This window comes from Kitasatospora sp. P5_F3 (assembly GCF_054049135.1).
Window position 1 is genome coordinate 75,891 of the sequence record NZ_JBFUMY010000028.1, and the last position, 21,144, is coordinate 97,034.

The 21,144-nt window shown below is 70.7% G+C and carries 19 protein-coding genes; 13 read left to right on the forward strand and 6 right to left on the reverse strand.

The genetic code is table 11. The features are described 5' to 3' along the window. Positions 1-43: 43 nt before the first annotated feature. From ACXJMZ_RS18095 to ACXJMZ_RS18155, 13 genes are all read left to right on the forward strand, one after another. A complete protein-coding gene (locus tag ACXJMZ_RS18095) occupies positions 44-781 on the forward strand; it encodes a CDP-alcohol phosphatidyltransferase family protein (RefSeq protein WP_200948435.1) in 738 nt (245 codons plus the stop codon). Beyond that, positions 778-1,662, forward strand: a complete 885-nt coding sequence (locus ACXJMZ_RS18100; RefSeq protein WP_457031081.1) for a glycosyltransferase family 2 protein — start codon at positions 778-780, stop codon at positions 1,660-1,662. The genes ACXJMZ_RS18095 and ACXJMZ_RS18100 overlap by 4 nt, the downstream gene beginning before the upstream one ends. Before the next feature lie 130 nt (positions 1,663-1,792). After that, positions 1,793-2,710 (forward strand): ABC transporter permease, encoded by a 918-nt coding sequence (locus ACXJMZ_RS18105; protein WP_457031082.1) that lies wholly within the window; start codon positions 1,793-1,795, stop codon positions 2,708-2,710. A gap of 31 nt (positions 2,711-2,741) precedes the next feature. Then, positions 2,742-3,515, forward strand: a complete 774-nt coding sequence (locus ACXJMZ_RS18110) for an ABC transporter ATP-binding protein (RefSeq protein WP_457031106.1) — start codon at positions 2,742-2,744, stop codon at positions 3,513-3,515. Between the two features lie 115 nt (positions 3,516-3,630). Then, positions 3,631-4,557 (forward strand): squalene synthase HpnC, encoded by a 927-nt coding sequence (hpnC, locus tag ACXJMZ_RS18115; protein ID WP_457031083.1) that lies wholly within the window; start codon positions 3,631-3,633, stop codon positions 4,555-4,557. Positions 4,558-4,598: 41 nt separating this feature from the next. Next, positions 4,599-5,456: a presqualene diphosphate synthase HpnD gene (gene hpnD, locus ACXJMZ_RS18120; RefSeq protein WP_457031107.1), complete on the forward strand. Its 858-nt coding sequence runs from the start codon at positions 4,599-4,601 to the stop codon at positions 5,454-5,456. Positions 5,457-5,562: 106 nt separating this feature from the next. Continuing rightward, complete coding sequence (gene hpnE / locus ACXJMZ_RS18125) at positions 5,563-6,972, forward strand: hydroxysqualene dehydroxylase HpnE (RefSeq protein WP_457031084.1); 1,410 nt, start codon at positions 5,563-5,565, stop codon at positions 6,970-6,972. A 101-nt stretch (positions 6,973-7,073) separates the two neighbouring features. Continuing rightward, positions 7,074-8,168 carry a polyprenyl synthetase family protein gene (locus tag ACXJMZ_RS18130; protein WP_457031085.1) on the forward strand — a complete coding sequence of 365 codons (1,095 nt, stop codon included), beginning with the start codon at positions 7,074-7,076 and terminating at the stop codon, positions 8,166-8,168. Between the two features lie 136 nt (positions 8,169-8,304). Continuing rightward, entirely contained in the window at positions 8,305-10,269 is a 1,965-nt protein-coding gene (shc, locus tag ACXJMZ_RS18135) for a squalene--hopene cyclase (protein WP_457031108.1), read from the forward strand. After that, positions 10,266-11,018: a phosphorylase family protein gene (locus tag ACXJMZ_RS18140; protein WP_457031086.1), complete on the forward strand. Its 753-nt coding sequence runs from the start codon at positions 10,266-10,268 to the stop codon at positions 11,016-11,018. The genes shc and ACXJMZ_RS18140 overlap by 4 nt, the downstream gene beginning before the upstream one ends. Positions 11,019-11,020: 2 nt before the next feature. Then, on the forward strand, positions 11,021-12,043 hold the full coding sequence (gene hpnH / locus ACXJMZ_RS18145) for an adenosyl-hopene transferase HpnH (RefSeq protein WP_184921785.1): 1,023 nt from the start codon (positions 11,021-11,023) through the stop codon (positions 12,041-12,043). Between the two features lie 123 nt (positions 12,044-12,166). After that, the gene (gene dxs / locus ACXJMZ_RS18150) at positions 12,167-14,077 is read left to right on the forward strand and encodes a 1-deoxy-D-xylulose-5-phosphate synthase (protein ID WP_457031087.1); all 1,911 of its coding nucleotides are present in this window, start codon (positions 12,167-12,169) and stop codon (positions 14,075-14,077) included. Further along, positions 14,067-15,455, forward strand: a complete 1,389-nt coding sequence (locus ACXJMZ_RS18155) for an aspartate aminotransferase family protein (protein ID WP_457031088.1) — start codon at positions 14,067-14,069, stop codon at positions 15,453-15,455. Before dxs ends, ACXJMZ_RS18155 begins: the two co-directional genes overlap by 11 nt. Positions 15,456-15,477: 22 nt before the next feature. Here the strand turns inward: ACXJMZ_RS18155 and ACXJMZ_RS18160 are convergent, their stop codons facing one another. The 6 genes from ACXJMZ_RS18160 to ACXJMZ_RS18185 form a co-directional block, all read right to left on the reverse strand. After that, entirely contained in the window at positions 15,478-15,858 is a 381-nt protein-coding gene (locus tag ACXJMZ_RS18160) for an SUKH-3 domain-containing protein (RefSeq protein WP_457031089.1), read from the reverse strand. A 264-nt stretch (positions 15,859-16,122) separates the two neighbouring features. Beyond that, positions 16,123-16,872, reverse strand: coding sequence for an NAD-dependent epimerase/dehydratase family protein (locus ACXJMZ_RS18165; RefSeq protein WP_457031090.1), 750 nt, complete (start codon positions 16,870-16,872; stop codon positions 16,123-16,125). Positions 16,873-16,874: 2 nt separating this feature from the next. After that, the gene (locus tag ACXJMZ_RS18170) at positions 16,875-18,035 is read right to left on the reverse strand and encodes an enolase C-terminal domain-like protein (protein ID WP_457031091.1); all 1,161 of its coding nucleotides are present in this window, start codon (positions 18,033-18,035) and stop codon (positions 16,875-16,877) included. Beyond that, on the reverse strand, positions 18,032-19,333 hold the full coding sequence (locus tag ACXJMZ_RS18175) for an ABC transporter substrate-binding protein (RefSeq protein ID WP_457031092.1): 1,302 nt from the start codon (positions 19,331-19,333) through the stop codon (positions 18,032-18,034). Before ACXJMZ_RS18175 ends, ACXJMZ_RS18170 begins: the two co-directional genes overlap by 4 nt. A 35-nt stretch (positions 19,334-19,368) precedes the next feature. Beyond that, positions 19,369-20,172 carry a carbohydrate ABC transporter permease gene (locus ACXJMZ_RS18180; protein WP_457031093.1) on the reverse strand — a complete coding sequence of 268 codons (804 nt, stop codon included), beginning with the start codon at positions 20,170-20,172 and terminating at the stop codon, positions 19,369-19,371. Then, positions 20,169-21,077, reverse strand: a complete 909-nt coding sequence (locus ACXJMZ_RS18185) for a carbohydrate ABC transporter permease (RefSeq protein WP_457031094.1) — start codon at positions 21,075-21,077, stop codon at positions 20,169-20,171. The genes ACXJMZ_RS18180 and ACXJMZ_RS18185 overlap by 4 nt, the downstream gene beginning before the upstream one ends. Between the last annotated feature and the right edge of the window lie 67 nt (positions 21,078-21,144).

A 21,144-nucleotide genomic window follows, 5' to 3' on the forward strand; every position in this document is an offset into this window, starting at 1 on the left:
CCCCTCGATCGAGGAGCTGCGCGCCGTCATCCACCCCGAGGGCATGCTCCAGCGCCGTAGCGCGGAGCACTGGGCCGGGCGCCTCTACATGCGCAGGATCTCGCTGCGGATCACCCGGGTGCTCTCCACCGTCACGGCGATCACGCCCAACGGCCTGACCTACCTGATGATGTTCACCGGCATTCTGGCCGGTGCCGCGCTGGTGATCCCCGGCCTCGCCGGTGCGGTCCTCGGCGCCGTGCTGATCCAGGTGTACCTGCTGCTCGACTGTGTCGACGGCGAGGTGGCCCGCTGGCGCCGGCAGACCTCGCTGACCGGGGTCTACCTGGACCGGGTCGGCCACTACATGTCCGAGGCGGCGCTGCTCACCGGCCTCGGTCTGCGGGCCACCGACCTGTTCCACCGTCAGGGCAGCGCCTCGCACTGGGAGTGGGCCTTCCTCGGCACGCTCGCCGCGCTCGGCGCCATCCTGATCAAGTCGGAGACCGACCTGGTGGACGTGGCCCGGGCCCGCAGCGGGCTGACCGCCGTGGAGGACGCCGCCGCCGTGCCGCGCTCCGCCGGGGTGGCCAAGGCCCGCAAGGCCGCCGCCTTCCTGAAGTTCCACCGCCTGGTGGGTGCGGTCGAGGCCTCGCTGCTGATCCTGGCCGCCGGGATCGCCGACGCGGTTGCCGGAGACCTGTTCTTCACCCGGCTCGCGGTGGTCGTGCTGGCCGCGATCGCGATGCTGCAGACCGTGCTGCACCTGCTCAGCATCGTGCTCTCCAGCAGGCTGCGATGAGCGACGGCTTCCGGCTCGGCGCCGTCATCATCACGATGGGCAACCGCCCGGACGAGCTGAACGCGCTGATCGACTCGGTCCGCAACCAGCAGGGCCCGGCCGTCGAGCTGGCCGTGGTGGGCAACGGCGCGCCGCTGCCCGCGCTCCCGGCGGACGTCCGCTCCGTCGAGCTGCCGGAGAACCTCGGCATCCCCGGCGGGCGCAACGTCGGCATCCAGCTGTTCGGCCAGGACGGCTGCGACGTCGACGCGGTGCTCTTCCTGGACGACGACGGCCTGCTGCCGAACACCGACTCGGCCGAGCTGCTCCGCCGGGCGTTCGAGGACGACCCGCAGCTGGGCATCGTCTCGTTCCGGATCGCCGACCCGGTGACCGGGGCGACGGCCCGTCGGCACGTCCCCCGGCTGCGGGCCAGCGACCCGCTGCGCTCGTCCCGGGTGACCACCTTCCTGGGCGGCGCCAGCGCCGTCCGGAGCAAGGTCTTCACGCAGGCCGGCCAGCTGCCCGGTGAGTTCTTCTACGCGCACGAGGAGACCGACCTCGCCTGGCGCGCACAGGACGCCGGCTGGCTGATCGACTACCGCGCGGACGTGGTGCTGTTCCACCCCACCACCTCCCCGGCCCGGCACGCCACGTACTTCCACAACGTGGCCCGGAACCGGGTGTGGTTGGCGCGACGGAACCTTCCGGCCCCTCTGGTGCCTCTCTACCTGGGAGTCTGGATGCTGCTCACCCTGGCCCGCCGCCCATCCGGTGCGGCGATCAAGGCCTGGCTGGGCGGATTCCGGGCCGGCTGGCGCGAACAGTGCGGTCCGCGCAAGCCGATGCGATGGCATACGGTATGGCGGTTGACCAGGATGGGCCGACCACCAATCATCTGATCGCAGAAAGCTTCCGGTGGCCCCCCGCCGCCGGACCGGAACATCCACCCGTGATTTCGGTGGGTCTGCCCGGACCTCCGCCGCTCCCCCTCGGCGGAAGCCTGGTTATCCGATCCCGTGAAGGACGAATGTGTCGACAGTGAGTGACTCCGTCAACTTCTCCGCACCCGGCGGCGTTGACGCGGGTCTGACCCCGAAGCAGCTCGCGGCCAAGTACGGCCTGTCGGTGAGCGGCAAGCGGCCCGGTTTCTCCCAGTACGTGCGAGAGCTGTGGGCCCGGCGCCATTTCATCGTCGCGTTCGCCACCGCGCGACTGGTCGCGCAGTACACCACGGCCAAACTCGGCCAGGTGTGGCAGGTACTGACGCCGCTGCTCAACTGCGCGGTGTTCTACCTGGTCTTCGGCGTGATGATGAAGGGCAATCAGGGCGTCACCGACTACATTGCCTGGCTCTGCATCGGTGTGTTCGTCTTCCAGTTCAGCCAGAGCGCGGTGCTCGCCGGCACCCGGTCGATCTCCGACAACCTCGGGCTGATCCGGGCCCTGCACTTCCCCCGGGCCGCGCTGCCGATCGCCTTCACGATCATCCAGCTCCAGCAGCTGCTGATCTCGATGGTCGTGCTGGTCTTCATCGTGCTGTTCTTCCAGCTGCCCACGATCACCTGGCTGCTGGTGATCCCGGCCCTGCTGCTGCAGTGCGTCTTCAACACCGGCCTGGCGCTGGCGATGGCCCGGATCGGTGCCAAGACCAGTGACATGGCCCAGTTGATGCCGTTCCTGCTGCGCACCTGGATGTACACCTCCGGTGTGATGTACAGCGTGCAGAACGCGGTCGACAAGTTCCCCACGTTCTTCCAGGTGCTGTTCCGGATGAACCCGGCCTCGGTGTACATGGACCTGATCCGCTACGCGTTCATGCCGAACGATTACAACAAGCACGCGCTGCCCCAGCACGTCTGGCTGATCGCGCTCGGCTGGGCGGTCGTCGCCGGCGTGGCCGGCTTCGTCTTCTTCTGGAAGGCAGAGGAGGAGTACGGCCGTGGCTGACACCGCTATCACCGAGACCCGAGGGGTCGGCATGACGAACACCCAGGACGCCCGCGTCCCCACCGTGGTGGTGGACGACGTGCACATCGTCTACAAGGTGCACGGCGCCGGCTCGGGCAAGGGCAGCGCCACCTCGGCGCTCAGCCGGATCATCTCCAGGAAGCGCTCGCCCGCGATCCGCGAGGTGCACGCCGTCCGGGGGATCAGCTTCACCTCGTACCGGGGCGAGGCGGTCGGCCTGATCGGCTCGAACGGCTCCGGCAAGTCGACCATGCTGGCGGCCATCGCCGGCCTGCTGCCGACCGAGCGCGGTGCCATCTACACCAACGGCCAGCCCTCGCTGCTGGGCGTGAACGCCGCGCTGATGAACGACCTGACCGGTGACCGCAACGTCATCCTGGGCTGCCTGGCGATGGGCATGTCCCCGGCCGAGGTGAAGGCCCGCTACCAGGACATCGTGGACTTCTCGGGCATCAACGAGAAGGGCGACTTCATCTCGCTCCCGATGCGCACGTACTCCTCGGGCATGGCGGCCCGTCTGCGGTTCTCGATCGCGGCGGCCAAGACCCACGACGTGCTGCTGATCGACGAGGCGCTGGCCACCGGCGACCAGAAGTTCCAGCGCCGCTCCGAGGACCGGATCCGTGAGCTGCGCAAGGAGGCCGGCACGGTCTTCCTGGTCAGCCACAACAACAACTCGATCCGGGATACCTGCGAGCGGACCATCTGGATTGAAAAGGGCGAGCTGGTGATGGACGGCTCGACCGAGGACGTCATGAAGGAGTACGAGAACGCCAACCACTGAGTGGTGGGCCGAACGGTGGGGGGCCGGTGCCCGGGGTGAACCCGGAACCGGCCCCTTGGCCGTGTCCGGGTGGGCTGGCTGCCCGACAGCGGTGTAGAACGGGGGAGTGACGGCAGTGGTGACTTCAAGGCAATCTGACAGTCCGACGGACGGTGGCACGCTCGGCAAGGCGGACCTGGAGAACTTCCCGGTCGCCCCCGGGTTCCTGCCCGCGGCCTGGCGGGCCGACCTGATGGCGATCTACGGGTTCGCCCGGCTGGTGGACGACGCCGGGGACGGCGACCTGGCCGAGCCCGAGCGGGTGGCAGAGCTGCTGGGGGTCGCGGGGACCCCGGCGGACCAGGGCTTCCGGCTCGCCCTGCTGAACGGTCTCGAAGCGGACCTGGACCGGGCCTTCGGCGCCGCGCTGGACCCGAAGTCGACCGGCCCCCGGCACCCGCTGATGCGTGCCCTGGTCCCGCTGATCGACCGTCACCCGGTCACCCCGGAGCCGTTCCGCCGGCTGATCGAGGCCAACCGGGTGGACCAGACCGCCACCCGCTACCCGACCTACCAGGACCTGCTCGGCTACTGCACGCTCTCCGCCGACCCGGTCGGCCGGCTGGTGCTGGCCGTGGCCGGTCACGGCACCCCCGAACAGATCGTCCTGTCGGACGCGATCTGCACCGCCCTGCAGATCGCCGAGCACCTCCAGGACGTGGCCGAGGACCTCGCCAGGGGCCGGATCTACCTCCCCACCGAGGACCTGGACCGGTTCGGCGTGACCGAGGCCGACCTGGCCGCGCCCAGCGCCGACGCCCGGGTCCGGGAGCTGATCGCCTTCGAGGCGGACCGGGCGCGCACCCTGCTCGACCGCGGCGCTCCGTTGGTGGGTACGGTTCGGGGAAGGCTCCGTCTGCTGCTCGCGGGATTCACCGCGGGCGGGTACGCGGCCCTGTCGGCCATCGAGGCCGCCGGGTACGACGTGCTCGCCGTGCAGGCGAAGCCGGACAAGCGCCGCCTCGCGGTGAAGGCGGCGGCAATCTTCGCGAAGGGAAGGTGAACGCCCGCGTGGCGGCATCACCACTGGCCTCGGCCCCGGTCATGGCGGCCTACCGGTACTGCGAGGCGGTCACCGCCCTGCAGGCCCGGAACTTCAGCTACGGCATCCGGCTGCTGCCCGAGCCCAAGCGGCTCGGCATGTCCGCGCTCTACGCCCTGGCCCGCCGGGTGGACGACATCGGCGACGGCGAGCTGTCGGCCGAGCGCAAGGCCGAGCTGCTCGGGCAGACCCGCGGGCTGCTGGACGAGATCCGGCTCGGCACCGTCAGTGAGGAGGACACCGACCCGATCAAGGTCGCGCTGGCGGACACCGCCCGGCGTTTCCCGATCGACCTGGGCGGTTTCGACGAGCTGATCGACGGCGTCGAGATGGACCTCAAGGGCGTCGAGTACAAGACCTTCGAGGACCTCAAGGTCTACTGCCGCTGCGTGGCCGGATCGATCGGCCGGCTCTCGCTCGGGGTGTACGGCTGCGAGAACCCGAAGCTCGGCGCCGAGTACGCGGACACCCTCGGCCTGGCCCTCCAACTCACCAACATCCTGCGTGACCTGCGCGAGGACGCGCTGAACGGCCGGATCTACCTCCCGACCGAGGACCTGGTGCGATTCGGCTGCGAACAAGGGTTCGCCCTGAACCGGCCACCGGTCGGCGCGGACTTCACCGGGCTGGTCGCCTTCCAGGCCGAGCGGGCCCAGGAGGCCTTCGCGGACGGCCTGCGGCTGCTGCCGCTGCTGGACCGCCGCAGCCGGGCCTGTACGGCCGCGATGGCGGGGATCTACCACCGGCTGCTCGGCCGGATCGCGGCCGACCCGGAGTCGGTGCTGCAGGGCCGGGTCTCGCTGCCGGGCTGGGAGAAGGCGTACGTGGCTCTCTCCGGGCTCGCCGGAGGGCGTTCTTGATTCTCTCGGCGTTTATGTCACGCTGTGTCAGCGCGGAATCACCTGGACCCGGTTCGGCACCGGCCTGCGGTGACCGCACGGACGATCACATCAGGGGGAGGGGCAGATGACGGTACGGCACGACTCGAAGCGCCCCACCGCGGTGGTGGTCGGCGGCGGCCTGGCCGGGATCACGGCTGCACTGCGGCTGGCCGAGGCGGACCACCGGGTCACCCTGGTGGAGTCCCGGCCCCGGCTCGGCGGGCTGGCCTTCTCGTTCCGGCGCGGGGAGCTGACGGTCGACAACGGCCAGCACGTCTTCCTGCGCTGCTGCACCGCCTACCGGGGCCTGATCGACCGGCTGGGTGCGGGCCGTCTGGTGGATCTTCAGCCCCGGCTCGACGTGCCGGTGCTGGGCGTCTCGGCCGACGGCCGGCGCACCCTGGGCCGGCTGCGCCGGGCCGGGCTGCCCGTCCCGCTGCACCTGGCCGGCAGCCTGGCCACCTACCCGCACCTGTCCGCCGCTGACCGGCTGCGGGTGGTGCGGGCCGCGCTCGCGCTCAAGCTGCTCGACCTGGACGACCCGGCGCTGGACGAGATCTCGTTCGGCGACTGGCTGCGCCGCCAGGGCCAGAACGCGGCCACCCTGGCCGCGATGTGGGACCTGGTCGGGGTGGCCACCCTGAACGCCACCGCCGACCAGACCTCGCTGGCGCTGGCTGCGATGGTCTTCAAGACCGGCCTGCTCTCCGACCCCGGCGCCTCCGATATCGGGATGGCCAACGTCCCGCTCGGCGCGATCCACCACGACGCGGCCCGCGCGGAGTTGGAGCGGGCCGGGGTGCGGGTGCTGCTGCGGGCCCGCGCGGTGGAGCTGAAGAGCGCCGAGCAGCACGCGGTCCGCCTCGACGGCGACGAGCTGCTGACCGCCGACACCGTGGTGCTGGCGGGGGCTCAGGAGTCCGCCGCCGCGTTGCTCCCGGCCGGGGCGATCGACCGGCAGGAACGGTTGGCCGAGCTCGGCCACGCGCCGATCCTGAACGTGCACGTGGTCTACGACCGCAAGCTGCTGCGCCGGCCGTTCTTCGCCGCGCTCGGCTCGCCGGTGCAGTGGGTCTTCGACCGTACCCAGCACTCCGGCCTGGCGCGTTCTGGTCCGGGGTTGGCCGGCGCGCAGTACCTGGCGCTGTCGCAGTCCGCCGTGCAGGACGAGATCGAGCTGCCGGTGGCCGAGCTGAGGGCGCGTTACCTGCCCGAGCTGGAGCGACTGCTGCCGGCCGCCAAGGGCGCCGAAGTGCTGGACTTCTTCGTCACCCGGGAGCGGACCGCGACCTTCGCGCCCGCCCCGGGCACCGCCCCGCTCCGGCCGTCCGCCCGGACGAACGTGCCAGGCCTGCTGCTGGCAGGGTCGTGGACCGCCACCGGCTGGCCCGCGACCATGGAGAGCGCCGTGCGCAGCGGCCACGCGGCCGCCGACGCGGCCCTCACCACCGGCCACCGCCCGGTGGACCGGGGCGACGGAAGGTGGCCCCGATGACCTCGGCCCCCGCCAGAACCACTGCACCTACTCGAACCGACGCCGCATCAGACGGGCCGCTCGCCGCGGCCTCATCACCCCAGCAGGGAGAGGGAACGTACGTGGAGTCTCGCACCGGAACCGCCGCCTCCGTCCAGGAGGCACCTGTGCCGGACGCGCTCTCGGTGCCGGAGCTGCTGGCCCGTGGCCGCGAGCTCTGCACCCCGCCGCTGCGTTCGGCGGTGGCCCGGCTGGCCGCGCCGATGGACACGGTGGCCGCGTACCACTTCGGCTGGATCGACCGGGACGGCACCCCGGTGGCGGGGGACGGCGGCAAGGCCGTCCGCCCGGCGCTGGCCCTGCTGTCGGCCGAGGCGGTCGGCGCGCCCGCCGCGGTTGGTGTGCCCGGCGGGGTCTCCGTTGAACTGGTGCACAACTTCTCGCTGTTGCACGATGATCTGATGGACGGTGACGAGACGCGGCGGCACCGGGCGACGGCCTGGACGGTCTTCGGCCCGGCCCAGGCGATCCTGGTCGGCGACGGCCTGGCCGCCCTGGGCACCGAGGTCCTGCTGGACGCCGCCGTCACCGGCGGCGCCTCCGCCGCCGACGCGGCCCGGGCCGTCCGGCTGATCACCACCGCGACCCGCAAGCTGATCGACGGTCAGGCCCAGGACCTCTCGTTCGAGCACCGCGACCTGGTGACGGTCGAGGAGTGCCTGGAGATGGAGGGCGGCAAGACCGGCGCGCTGCTGGCCGCCGCCTCCGCGATCGGCGCGGTGCTGGCCGGCGCGGACGACCGCACCTCCGACGCGCTCCAGCGCTACGGTCACCACCTCGGCCTGGCCTTCCAGGCGGTGGACGACCTGCTCGGCATCTGGGGCGCCACCGAGGTGACCGGAAAGCCGCACTGGGGCGACCTGCGCCAGCGCAAGAAGTCGCTGCCGGTGGCCGCCGCGCTGGCCGAGGGCGGCGCCGCCTCCCGTCGGCTGGCCGCCGAGCTGGCCGACCCGGCCGGCCGGGGCGAGGAGAGCGAGCAGCAGCTCGCCGCCCGCGCCGCGCTGATCGAGCAGGCCGGCGGCCGGTCCTGGACCCAGGACGAGGCCCGCCGCCAGCACAGGACCGCCCTCGCCGCTCTGGACGAGGTGCCGATGGCCGACGAGGTGCGCCAGCGCTTCGTCGCACTCGCCGAATTCGTGGTGGTACGAGAGAGGTGACGTTGAGGTGACAGCAACCGCGGACGGCCGGCTCGACCCTGAGTACGATCCCGAGCCGGCCGCGGTGGGCGAACGCCCGCCGGTACCAGAACGGTTGAACGGCCGTCAGGTGACGGTGGCCCAGGCGGCAGCAGCGGTGCCGCTCGGGTCGAGACGGTGGGAACCCGACGGACCGACTGCGGTAGTACCGTCCGACGATCCCACTCCGGCCGAGGCGCTCACCCGCGCCACCGCCGAGCTGTTGTCACGCCAGAGCCCCGACGGCTGGTGGAAGGGCGACCTGGAGACCAACGTCACCATGGACGCCGAGGACCTGTTACTGCGTCAGTTCCTCGGCATCAGGACCGCCGAGCACACCGAGGCCACTGCCACCTGGATCCGCTCCCAGCAGCGGGAGGACGGCACCTGGTCCACCTTCTACGGCGGCCCCGCCGAGCTCTCCACCACTGTCGAGGCATACGTCGCGCTCAAACTCGCGGGCGACGACCCGAACGCGCCGCACATGCAGGCCGCCGCGCGGCACGTCCGGGCGGCCGGCGGCATCGCGGCCAGCCGGGTGTTCACCCGGATCTGGCTGGCGCTGTTCGGCTGGTGGCCGTGGGACCGGCTGCCGGAGATGCCGCCGGAGATCATCTTCCTGCCCCGTTGGGTGCCGCTGAACATCTACGCGTTCGGCTGCTGGGCCCGGCAGACCATCGTCCCGCTCACCGTGGTCTCGGCCCACCGCCCGGTCCGCCCGGCGCCGTTCGACCTGGACGAGCTGCACGCCGACCCGGCGGACCCGTACCCGGCCAGGCCGCTCCCGCCGCTGAACGGCTGGGACGGCATTTTCGAGCGGCTCGACCTGGCCCTGCACGTCTACCACCGGCACGCCGTCAAACCACTCCGCCGGGTGGCGCTCGCCCAGGCCGGCCGGTGGATCGTCGAACGCCAGGAGGCGGACGGCTGCTGGGGCGGCATCCAGCCCCCCGCGGTCTACTCGCTGATCGCGCTGCACCTGCTCGGCTACGACCTCGAACACCCGGTGATGCGGGCCGGTCTGGCCGCCTTCGACCGGTTCACCGTGCACACCGAGGACGGCGCCCGCTGGCTGGAGGCCTGTCAGTCCCCGGTCTGGGACACCTGCCTGGCCACCATCGCGCTGCGGGACGCGGGCCTGCCCGCCGACCACCCCGCGCTGGTCTCGGCGGTGGACTGGATGCTCGCCGAGGAGATCACCAGGCCCGGCGACTGGGCCGTCCAGCGGCCCCGGCTGGCGCCCGGCGGCTGGGCGTTCGAGTTCGAGAACGACAACTACCCCGACATCGACGACACCGCCGAGGTGGTGCTCGCCCTCCAGCGGGTCGCCCACCCCGACCGGGAGAAGCTCTCGGGCGCGGTGAAACGCGGAGTCGAGTGGAACCTCGGCATGCAGTCCAAGAACGGTGCCTGGGGCGCCTTCGACGTCGACAACACCAGCACCCTGCCGAACAAGCTGCCGTTCTGCGACTTCGGCGAGGTGGTCGACCCGCCCTCCGCCGACGTCACCGCGCACGTGGTGGAGATGCTCGCCGAGACCGGCCTGGCCGACGACCGGCGGACCAGGCGCGGCGTCGACTGGCTGCTGAAGAACCAGGAGGCGGACGGCTCCTGGTTCGGCCGCTGGGGCACCAACTACATCTACGGCACCGGCTCGGTGCTGCCCGCCCTGGTCGCGGCCGGGCTGCCGATCGGGCACCCGGCGATCCGACGCGCCGTCAGCTGGCTGGAGGACCGGCAGAACCCGGACGGCGGCTGGGGCGAGGACATGCGTTCGTACGAGGACCCGGAGCACTGGTCCGGACGTGGCGACTCCACCGCCTCGCAGACCGCCTGGGCCCTGATGGCCCTGCTGTCGGCCGGCGAGGGCCCGGACGGGGCGCGCAGCGAGTCGGTCGAGCGCGGGGTGCAGTGGCTCTGCCGCACCCAGCTGCCCAGCGGCAGCTGGGACGAGCCGCAGTTCACCGGGACGGGCTTCCCGTGGGACTTCTCGATCAACTACCACCTGTACCGGCTGGTCTTCCCGGTCACCGCCCTCGGCCGCTACCTGCACGGCAGCCCGCTGACGGGAGGCCGGACATGAGCGCCGCTCCGAAGCCCGCCGCAGGCGACACCCCTCGCCACTCACCGAAGCCCGCCGCAGGCGAACTCTCCTTCCGTGCCCCCGAGCCCGCTGCAGGCGTCAACGCTCCGCTGCTGGTGGTCTGTGCGCTCGCCCCCGAGGTCTGGGCGCTGCGCGGTGGCGACTGGGCCGAGCCGCCGGTGCTGGTCCGGACCGGGGTCGGGCGGGTCAGGGCCCGGCGCTGCGTCGGGAACCTGCTCTCCCTGGACGGCTACGGGGCGCTGGTGGTGGCCGGCTTCGGTGCGGCGGTGGGGCCGGGCGTCGAGCCCGGCGACATCATCGTGGCCGACGCCGTCCGCAACGGCGAGGGCGAGGAGTGGCCGCTGGAGTCCGCCAAGGCGATGGCCGCCGAACTCACCGCCCGCGGCCTGACCGCCCACATCGGCCCGCACCACACCGCCGACCGCGTGGTGCGGGGTGCGGAGCGCCGCGCCCTGTACGCCACCGGAGCCCGGGCGGTGGACATGGAGGCGGCCGCCGTCCTAGCGGCCCGGGCCGAGCTGCGGCCCGCCCTGCCCACCGCCGTACTGCGGGTGGTGGTCGACACCCCCAGCCGCGAACTGCTCCGCCCCGGCACCCTGCCGGCCGGACTGCACGCCTGGCGCACCCTGCGGATCGCCGTCCCGGCGCTCACCGCCTGGTACCGACAGGCCGTCACCGACCCGATCCATGCTCCACAGTCCTCGACGCTCCCTCAGGAGGCGAGCTAGTCATGGCAATGCCGCTGCGCCAGACCATGCGGGTCAGCACCTACCTCATGCAGCAGAAATTGATCAAGCGGCGGGACAAGTTCCCGCTGATCGTGGAGCTGGAACCGCTGTTCGCCTGCAACCTCGCCTGCGAGGGCTGCGGGAAGATCCAGCACCCGGCCGGGGTGCTCAAGCAGCGGATGCCGGTCGCCCAGGCGGTCGGCGCGGTCCTGGAGTCAGGCGCCCCGATGGTGTCGATCGCAGGCGGCGAACCGCTGATGCACCCGCAGATCGACGAGATCGTCCGCCAGCTGGTGGCCCGCCGCAAGTACGTCTTCCTCTGCACCAACGCGCTGCTGCTGCGCAAGAAGCTGGAGAAGTTCACCCCCTCGCCGTACCTCACCTTCACCGTGCACATCGACGGCCTGCGCGAGCGGCACGACGCCTCGGTGGCCAAGGAGGGCACCTTCGACGAGGCGGTGGAGGCGATCAAGGAGGCCAAGCGGCAGGGCTTCCGGGTCACCACCAACTCGACCTTCTTCAACACCGACACCCCGCAGACCATCATCGAGGTGCTCGACTACCTGAACGACGAGCTGCACGTCGACGAGATGATGATCTCCCCGGCGTTCGCCTACGAGAAGGCCCCCGACCAGGAGCACTTCCTCGGTGTCGAGCAGACCAGGGAGCTGTTCCGGAAGACCTTCGCGGGCGGCAACCGGCGCCGCTGGCGCCTCAACCACAGCCCGCTCTTCCTGGACTTCCTGGAGGGCAAGGTGGACTTCGAGTGCACCGCCTGGGGCATCCCGAACTACTCGCTGTTCGGCTGGCAGCGCCCCTGCTACCTGATGTCGGACGGCTATGTGCCGACCTACCAGGAGCTGATCGAGAAGACCGACTGGGCCAAGTACGGCCGCGGCAAGGACCCGCGCTGCGAGAACTGCATGGCGCACTGCGGGTACGAACCAACCGCCGTACTGGCCACCATGGGCTCGCTCAAGGAGTCCATCCGGGCCGTCAAGGAGACCCTCACCAGCAAGGCCTGAGCCCTGTGGGGCCCCCGCCGGCGGGCCCCCCAACAGGCGCGCCACCGGTGATGACCGCAGGCTGAGTACAGACAGTCATCATCCGGACCGTCATCAGCCAGACCCGAGCCGCGAGGTGAAACCATGTCACTTCTGTCCACCGTCCAGGGGCCCGCCGATCTCCGCAGCCTCTCCCCGGCCGAGCTCGGGCAGTTGGCCGACGAGATCCGCGACTTCCTGGTGGATGCGGTGACCCGGACCGGTGGCCACCTCGGCCCCAACCTGGGGGTGGTCGAGCTGACCATCGCGCTGCACCGGGTCTTCGACTCCCCGTACGACCGGATCCTCTGGGACACCGGGCACCAGGCGTACGTCCACAAGCTGCTCACGGGCCGTCAGGACTTCTCCCGGCTGCGGATGCAGGGCGGCCTGTCCGGCTACCCGTCCCGCGCCGAGTCCGAACACGACGTGATCGAGAACTCGCACGCCTCCACCGCCCTCGGCTACGCCGACGGCCTGGCCAAGGCGCACCAGCTGCTCGGCACCCCCGGCCGGCACACCGTCGCGGTGATCGGCGACGGGGCGCTCACCGGCGGGATGGCCTGGGAGGCGCTGAACAACATCGCCGAGGCGAGCGACCGCCCGCTGGTGATCGTGGTGAACGACAACGAGCGCTCGTACGCGAAGACCATCGGCGGCCTGGCCCACCACCTGGCCACGCTGCGCACCACCCAGGGCTACGAACGCTTCCTGGCGCTCGGCAAGGAGGCGCTGCAGCGCACCCCGCTGGTCGGCCAGCCGCTGTTCGGCGCGCTGCACGGGGCGAAGAAGGGCTTCAAGGACGCGTTCACCCCGCAGGGGATGTTCGAGGACCTCGGCCTCAAGTACCTGGGCCCGATCGACGGCCACGACCTCGGCGCGGTGGAGCAGGCGCTCCGGCAGGCCCGGGGCTTCGGCGGCCCGGTGATCGTGCACTGCCTGACGGTCAAGGGCCGCGGCTACCGCCCGGCCGAGCAGGACGAGGCGGACCGCTTCCACGCGGTCGGCGCGATGGACCCGTACACGTGCCTGCCGGTCTCGCCCTCCGCCGGGGTGTCCTGGACCTCGGCCTTCGGCAGCGAGCTGCTCGCGCTGGGCGCCGAGCGGCCCGACGTGGTGGCGATCACCGCCGCGATGCTCCAGCCGGTCGGGTTGGCCAAGTTCGCCGCCGCGTACCCGGAGCGGACCTTCGACGTCGGCATCGCCGAGCAGCACGCGGTGGCCAGCGCGGCGGGTCTGGCCACCGGTGGGCTGCACCCGGTGGTCGCGGTCTACGCGACCTTCCTGAACCGGGCCTTCGACCAGGTCCTGATGGACGTCGCGCTGCACCGGCTCGGCGTCACCTTCGTGCTCGACCGCGCGGGCGTCACCGGCAACGACGGCGCGTCGCACAACGGCATGTGGGACATGTCGCTGCTCCAGGTGGTCCCCGGCCTGCGGCTGGCCGCCCCGCGCGACGCCGACCAGCTGCGGGCCCAGCTCCGGGAGGCGGTGGACGTCGCCGACGCGCCGACCGTGGTGCGCTTCCCCAAGGGCGACCTCGGCCCCGCCGTCCCCGCGCTGGAGCGGATCGGCGGCGTGGACGTGCTGCAACGGACCGGCCCCGCCCCCGAGATCCTGCTGGTCGCCGTCGGCGCGATGGCCCCCGCCTGCCTGGACGCCGCGGCGCTGCTGCTCGCCGAGGGCTTCACCTGCACCGTGGTCGACCCGCGCTGGGTCAAGCCGGTCGACCCCGCGCTGCCCGAACTCGCCGCCGCCCACGGCCTGGTGGTCACCGTCGAGGACAACGGCCGGGCCGGCGGCGTCGGTTCGGCGATCGCCCAGGCGATGCGGGACGCCGGGGTGGACGTCCCGCTGCGCGATCTCGGCATCCCGCAGGAGTTCCTCAACCACGCCGGGCGGGGAGAGCTGATGGAGGAGATCGGCCTCACCGGCACCGGCGTGGCCGCCCAGACCGCCGTCTTCGCCAAGCACCTGCTACCGAACCGAGGAGCGAACCAGCGCCATGCCGGCTGACCGTCTCGACCTCTCCGCACTGCTCGCCGAACGCGGCGCCGAGCGCTACGAGTTGCAGGCCAAGTACCTCAATCCACAGCTGGCCCGGATGCTGCACACCATCGGGTTCGACAAGTTCTACGAGCGCGCGGAGGGGGCCTACTTCTACGACGCCGAGGGCAACGACTACCTCGACATGCTCGCGGGCTTCGGGATCTTCGCGCTCGGCCGGCACCACCCGGTGGTCCGGGACGCCGTCCGGCAGGTGATGGACCTCGACCTGCCGGACCTGACCCGGTTCGACTGCGCCCCGCTGCCCGGCCTGCTGGCCGAGCAACTGCTGTCGTACACCCCGGGGTTGGACCGGGTGTTCTTCGGCAACAGCGGTACCGAGGCGGTCGAGACGGCACTGAAGTTCGCCCGGTACGCCACCGGTCGGAAGCGGATCCTGTACTGCGACCACGCCTTCCACGGCCTGACGGCCGGTTCGCTCTCGGTCAACGGTGAGGGCGGGTTCCGGAAGGGCTTCGACCCGCTGCTGCCGGACACCGCCATCCCGCTCGGCGACCTCGGCGCGCTGGCCAGGGAGCTGCGGAAGGGCGACGTGGCGGCGCTGATCGTGGAGCCGATCCAGGGCAAGGGTGTGCTCGCCCCGCCGCCCGGCTGGCTGCTCGCGGCCCAGCAACTGCTGCACGAGCACAAGGCGTTGCTGATCTGCGACGAGGTGCAGACCGGCATCGGCCGGACCGGATCGTTCTTCGCCTACCAGCAGGAGGAGGGGGTGCTGCCCGACCTGGTCTGCGCGGCCAAGGCCCTCTCCGGCGGGTACGTCCCGATCGGGGCGACCCTGGGCAAGGGCTGGATCTTCGAGAAGGTGTACTCCTCGATGGACCGGGTGCTGGTGCATTCCGCGAGCTTCGGCTCCAACGCCCAGGCGATGGCGGCCGGGCTGGCCACGTTGCACGTGATGCGCGAGGAGAAGGTGGTCGAGAACGCCCACCGGGTGGGGGAGTTGTTCCGCTCCCGGCTGGCCGGGCTGGTGGAGAAGTACGAGCTGCTGGCCGAGGTGCGGGGCCGGGGCCTGATGATCGGCATCGAGTTCGGCCGGCCGAAGTCTCTGAAACTGCGCACCGGTTGGACCGCCCTCCAGGCAGCACGCAAGGGCCTGTTCGCCCAGATGGTGGTGGTGCCACTGCTCCAGCGCCACCGCATCCTGACCCAGGTCTCGGGCGACCACCTGGAGGTGATCAAGCTGATTCCGCCGCTGATCATCACCGAACGCGAGGTCGACCGCTTCGTCGACGCCTTCACCGACGTGATGGACGACGCCCACCGGGGCAGCGGCCTGATGTGGGACTTCGGCCGCACCCTGGTCAAGCAGGCGGTCGGCAGTCGCTGACCGATCACGGTCCTGGTCATGGTCAGAAGGAGGTCTTGTCCCAGTTACCCGTCACCAGAGCCTGCACCGCCGACTCGAAGCTGTTGCCCACCCGCTGGAGTCCGGCGTCCCCGGCGAGCAGGATGTCGCCGTTCTCGGCCAGCAACACGCAGTCCTCGGTGGAGAACGCGACCCCGACCAGCGCCACGCCCTGGCCGAGGCGCTGTGCGTAGATCCGGATGTTCCTCGGGGTGGCGTGCGTACCCTCGAGGGTCCGTTCGGTCGACGTGGTGATCTCCACGCCGGAATCCCGGAACGGCCACGCCACGGAGAGCTCGCCGTAGGCGGCGAGGAACTCCCGGAGCCGGGAGGTGATTTCGTAACCGTCCTCGGTGTACTGCCGGCAGAGATCCTCGAGATCCACCTGGCCGACCTCGAGACGGACGCCTTCCGGCAGAACCCTCCGGAGCCGCTCGACCTCCGGTCGTTCGGACGCCTCGCTCATCCCTACGCCAATTCGTCGGGCAGAACAACGCCCATCTCGCCCCCCGTGATCGGTACAGATCGAGAGTAAGGACGTGCACCTCTCCTGGACGGTTGCACCACGGCGGCACGCGGAGTCGCCGTACGGGTGGCAGGCCCTGCGGGTGAGGCGGACTGACGGTCACTCAGCGGGCGGAGCGCCTGGTCACAGGGTGGTGAAGAAGCCTCCGAGGAGTCTGGCGTCGGGGCTGTCAGGGTCGAGTTCGCCGACCTCGGCGGCGTACGCCTCGGCGTTGTCCTGCGGCTGGTAGCCGAGGGCGCGGGCGGTGGAAAGGTCCCACCAGGCGCGGGTGTTGGCGCTGATGCCGTTGACGATGGTGTGGCCGACGTCGGGGGCGGTGAGGGCGGCGTGGACGAGGCGGGCGCAGTCGGCGGGGCTGAGCCAGGTGGCGAGCATGCGGGCGGAGTGGGGCTTGGGGAAGCAGGAGCCGATGCGGATGGAGACGGTCTCGATGCCGTGCTTGTCGGCGTAGAGGGAGGCCAGGCCCTCGCCGAAGACCTTGGAGAGGCCGTAGTAGGTGTCGGGGCGGGTGGGGGTGTCGGAGCCGATCGGTTCGCCGGTGAGGGGGGTGTAGCCGACGGCGTGGTTGCTGCTGGCGAAGACGATCCGCTTGACGCCCTCCTGGCGGGCGGCTTCGTAGAGTTCGTACGTGCCCTGGATGTTGGCGCCGAGGATGTTGGCGAAGCTGTCCTCCAGCGAGATGCCGCCGAGGTGGACCACAGCGTCGACGCCCCGGACGGCCTCGCGGACGGCGGCGGTGTTCTGGAGGTCGAAGGTCAGGCCGCCCTCGACCGGGCGGAGGTCGGCGAGACGGAGGGCGTGGCCGTGCGGCGGCAGCAGCTCGCGTAGCAGCGTGCCGACGCCGCCGGCCGCACCGGTGAGCAGGACGTGCATGGTCAACTCCTCTGTACGGTGTGGGCCTTGATGTAGTCGAGGTCGAAGTCGTCGCCGAGGCCGGGGCGGTCGGGGAACGTGACGATGCCCTGGTGGTCGATGGCGTCGACGATCGAGTGCAGGTGCGGCGGCACCTCGTCGAAGTCGAAGTGCGGGTGCAGCAGGCCGCGTTCGTACCAGCGGCCGTTGGTGGTGGCGCCGAGCAGGGCGAGGTTGCCGGAGCCGTTGCCGTGCACCTCGCAGTCCAGATTGAACGCCTCGGCCAGGTGCAGGGTGCGCACGGCCGGGGTGATGCCGCCGACGTCGGTGGCGCCGGTGCGCAGGATGTCGCAGGCGCCGGAGGTGATCCATTCGGCCCGGGTGAAGTTCTTGCCCCAGGCGGTCTCGGGGCCGATCACCGCGATGTCCAGCTGGTCGGCGAGCCAGCGGTAGGAGGAGACGGAAGCCTCCTCCATCGGCTCCTCGAACCAGTAGTAGTCCAACTCCTGGAGCGCCCGGCCGAGTTTGAGCGCTTCGGTGCGGGAGTACCAGTGGTTGGCGTCCAGCATCAGTTCGACGTGCGGGCCGACGGCGTCCCGGACGGCGGTGCAGGCCGCGATGTCCAGCTCCACCGAGGGGGCGCCCGCGACCGGCGGCATCCAGGTGTGCAGCTTGATCGCCCGGTAGCCCCGGTCGACCAACTGCACGGCGAACGCCGCGAAGTCGGCCGGGGTGGCCAGGCCACCGGGGATCTGGTCCCCGCACATGGTGGAGGCGTACGCGGGGATCTCCCGGCGGGCGCCGCCGAGCAGCTTCCAGACCGGTAGGCCGAGCCGCTGCCCGGCCAGGTCCCAGAGCGCCAGGTCCACGAAGCCGAGCGCACGGTCGGTCAGCCCGCCGTGCGCGCCGCGCTGCTTGCGGGCGAGCGAGGTCCAGAGCCGTTCGCGCTCCAGCGGATCCTGGCCGAGCAGGGCGGGGCGGACGTACTTGTCCAGCATGTGCGGACGCAGGTGGTCCGGCTGGACCAACACGCGGCCTGACGCCCCGTCGGTGTCGGTGACGGTGAGCATCGCCTCCTGGACCTCGTGCGGTTCCGAGGGATGGCGGTGTCCGTGCGAGTCGACGGAGGTCTTGGCGACGGTGGTGAAGACCGAGACCTCGACGCGCTCGATCACGGCGGTCACTTGTTCTTCGCCTGGTAGTCGGCCTGGGCCTTGGTGAAGGCGTCGGCGACGGACTTGGCGAAGTCGGCGGCGGAGGTCTTGCCGAGCAGGACCTCCTGGAAGTTCGGCTCGGCGTCGGTCTTGGTGATCTTCGAGTACTGCGGCAGGTAGACCGGGGGCTGGACCAGCTTGGTGGCGGCCGAGTTGAGCGAGTCGCCGGCCTGCTTGGTGATGCCGGAGCCGGTGTACCACTCGTCGGCGTACGCCTCGGTGTTGGCGGGGATCTGGCCGACGTTCTGGTTCCAGTAGCTGTTGGCCTCGTGGGAGTCGAGGAACTCGATGAGCTTCCAGGCGGCGTCCTTGTTCTTGCTGTTCTTGAACAACGAGAACCCGTCGACGGGGTTGGCCAGCACCGAGGTGCCGTCCGGCCCGGCCGGGAGCAGGAAGCCGGCCACCTTGTCGCCCAGCGCGGTCTTCACATCCCGGGTGGAGCCCAGGTTGTGATGGACCATCATCACCTGGTTGGCCTGGAACTGGGCGAGCATCTGCGGGTAGGCGTTGGAGACGTCCGCTTCGGGGGTGGTGGCCTTGTACTGGGCGGCGATCTTCTCGATCAGCGCGATGTTCTTCGGGTCGTCGACGGTGGACCTGCCGGCGGCGTCGAACATCGTGGTCAGCCCGGAGTAGGCGTACGCCTCGGACAGCACCTGGAAGCCCGAGCCGGAGCCGCCGCGGATGGTGAAGCCGTACTGGTTCTTGCTCTTGTCGGTCAACTTGGCTGCTGTCGCGAAGAGTTCGTCCCAGGTCGTGGGCGTGGCGAGGCCCGCCTCCTTGAACTTGTCCGCGCGGTACCAGATCACGTCCTGGTTGCCGGAGGAGGGCAGTTGGAACAGCCCCTTGCCGCCGCTCGCGCTCTTGGATATCTCCAGGAAGTTCGCCGAGACCTTCCCGTTCAGCGCGCTCTTGGCGTACAGCTCGTCCAGCGGGGCGAGCGCCTTCTGCGCGGTGAGCGAGGCGAGCAGTGCGGTGGTGACGCCGCCGACGTCCGGGGTGGAGTTGGAGGCGATCGCGGTGTTGTACTTCTCCGCCACCTCGGCGCTGGTGACGCCGACGTACTTGACCGTGATGGTGGGGTTGGCCTTCTCGAAGTCGGCGATCAGCTTCTGGTACAGGGGTGTCCTGGCCGGTCCGGCGTTGTTGTCCCAGAACGTGACGGTGGTCCTGCCACCCGCGTCGGAGGAACTGCCGGAGGAGCCACAGGCGGTGAGCAGGCCGAGCGCGGCGAGCGCAGCGGCGGTGGTGCGCAGGGAGCGGGACATGGGTGGGGTCCTGTTCTCGTGTGGGGGAGGGCAGTTCAGCCCTTTACGGCGCCGGCGCTCATGCCCTGCACCAGGTACTTCTGGACGAAGGCGAAGACCAGGACGACGGGCACGGCGGCGACCACGCCACCGGCGGCCAGGGCGCCGAAGTCGACGGTGTTCTCCCCGATGGTGGTCTGCAGGCCGACCGGGACGGTCTGCAGCTCGGGGTCGTTGAGGAACATCAGTGCGAAGAGGAAGTTGTTCCAGCTGCCGATGAAGGCGAACGAGCCGACGGCGACGATCCCGGGCCGCAGCAGCGGGAGGACGACGGCCAGGAAGGCGCGGATGCGTCCGCAGCCGTCCACCATCGCGGACTCCTCGAGCTCGACCGGGACGTTCCGCACGAAGCCGCTCATCAGGATCATCGCGAGCGGGAGTTGGAAGGTGGTCTCGGCGATGATCAGACTCCAGCGGGAGTTGATCAGGTCGAAGGTCTGGAAGATGTTGAAGAGCGGGATCAGCATCATCGCGCCCGGTACGAACTGGGTGCAGAGCAGCGCGAGCAGGAAGGCCCGCTGCCCCCGGAACCTGAACCGGGCCAGCGCGTAGCCGCCCATCAGGGCGAAGAAGGTGACGAACACCAGGGTGAGCAGGGCGATCCAGACGCTGTTCTGGAAGTAGACCCGGAAGCCCATGCCGTTCCAGACCGTCTCGAAGTGCTCGAAGGTCAGCGGCCAGGGCAGCAGCGAGGTGGAGCCGGCCGGGCGGAGCGCGAAGAGCAGCATCCAGTAGAACGGCACCACGGTGAAGACCAGGTACAGCGCGAGCGGCAGGAAGAGTCGGAGCACCCGGTTCACGTCGCACGTCCGAACTTGCTGAGCCGCAGATAGAGGATCGAGCAGAACAGCAGGATCACGAAGGCCGCCGTGGTGAGCGCCGACCCGTAGCCGAAGTCGTAGGACTTGCGGGCTAGTTGGGCCACGTACAGCGGGAGGCTGGTGGTCGCGCCGGCCGGGCCGCCGTTGGTCAGGGTGTACAGCAGGTCGACGTTGTTGAACTCCCAGACCGAGCGCAGCAGGGTGGCCAGCACGATCGCGTCCCGCAGGTGCGGCAGGGTGACGTGGAAGAAGGTGCGGACCCGCCCGGCGCCGTCCATCGAGGCCGCCTCGTACAGCTCCTTGGGCACCGACTGGAGATCGGCCAGGATGAGGATGGCGAAGAACGGTACGCCGCGCCAGAGTTCGGCCACCACGGCGGCGCCGAAGACAGTGTCGGGGTTGCCCAGTACCGAGGTGCCCGCGCTGCCGACGCCGAGTTCGGCGAGGTAGTGGAAGACGCCGGTGGCCGGGTTGTAGAGCAGCATCCAGATGCTGGTGGTCAGCACGCCGGAGACGGCCCAGGGGGAGAAGACCAGCGCGCGGGCGACCGCCCGGCCGACGAAGGTCTCGTTCACGATCAGCGCGAGGGCCAGGCCGAGCAGGAGTTGGAGCAGCACCTCGGCGAAGACCCACTTGGCGGAGAAGGCCAGGCTGCTCCAGAACTGCTCGTCGCCGAACATCCGTTGGAAGTTGGCCAGGCCGACGAAGGCGTCGTCGTAGGGCTCGTTCACCACGTGGTGCTGGAGCGCGTAGTAGAGGACGCTGCCGACCGGGAAGACCAGGAAGGTGGAGAGCAGCAGCAGCGTCGGGGAGATCAGCGCGTACGGCGTCAGCGCCCGGCGCAGCCGGTGGCCGCGGGCAGGGGGTGGGGCGGCGAGAGCCATCGGTTAGCTCGCCTCCTCTCGGAAACGTGGGGGAGCGATGGCGACTCACGGCGACACGCACATGGAC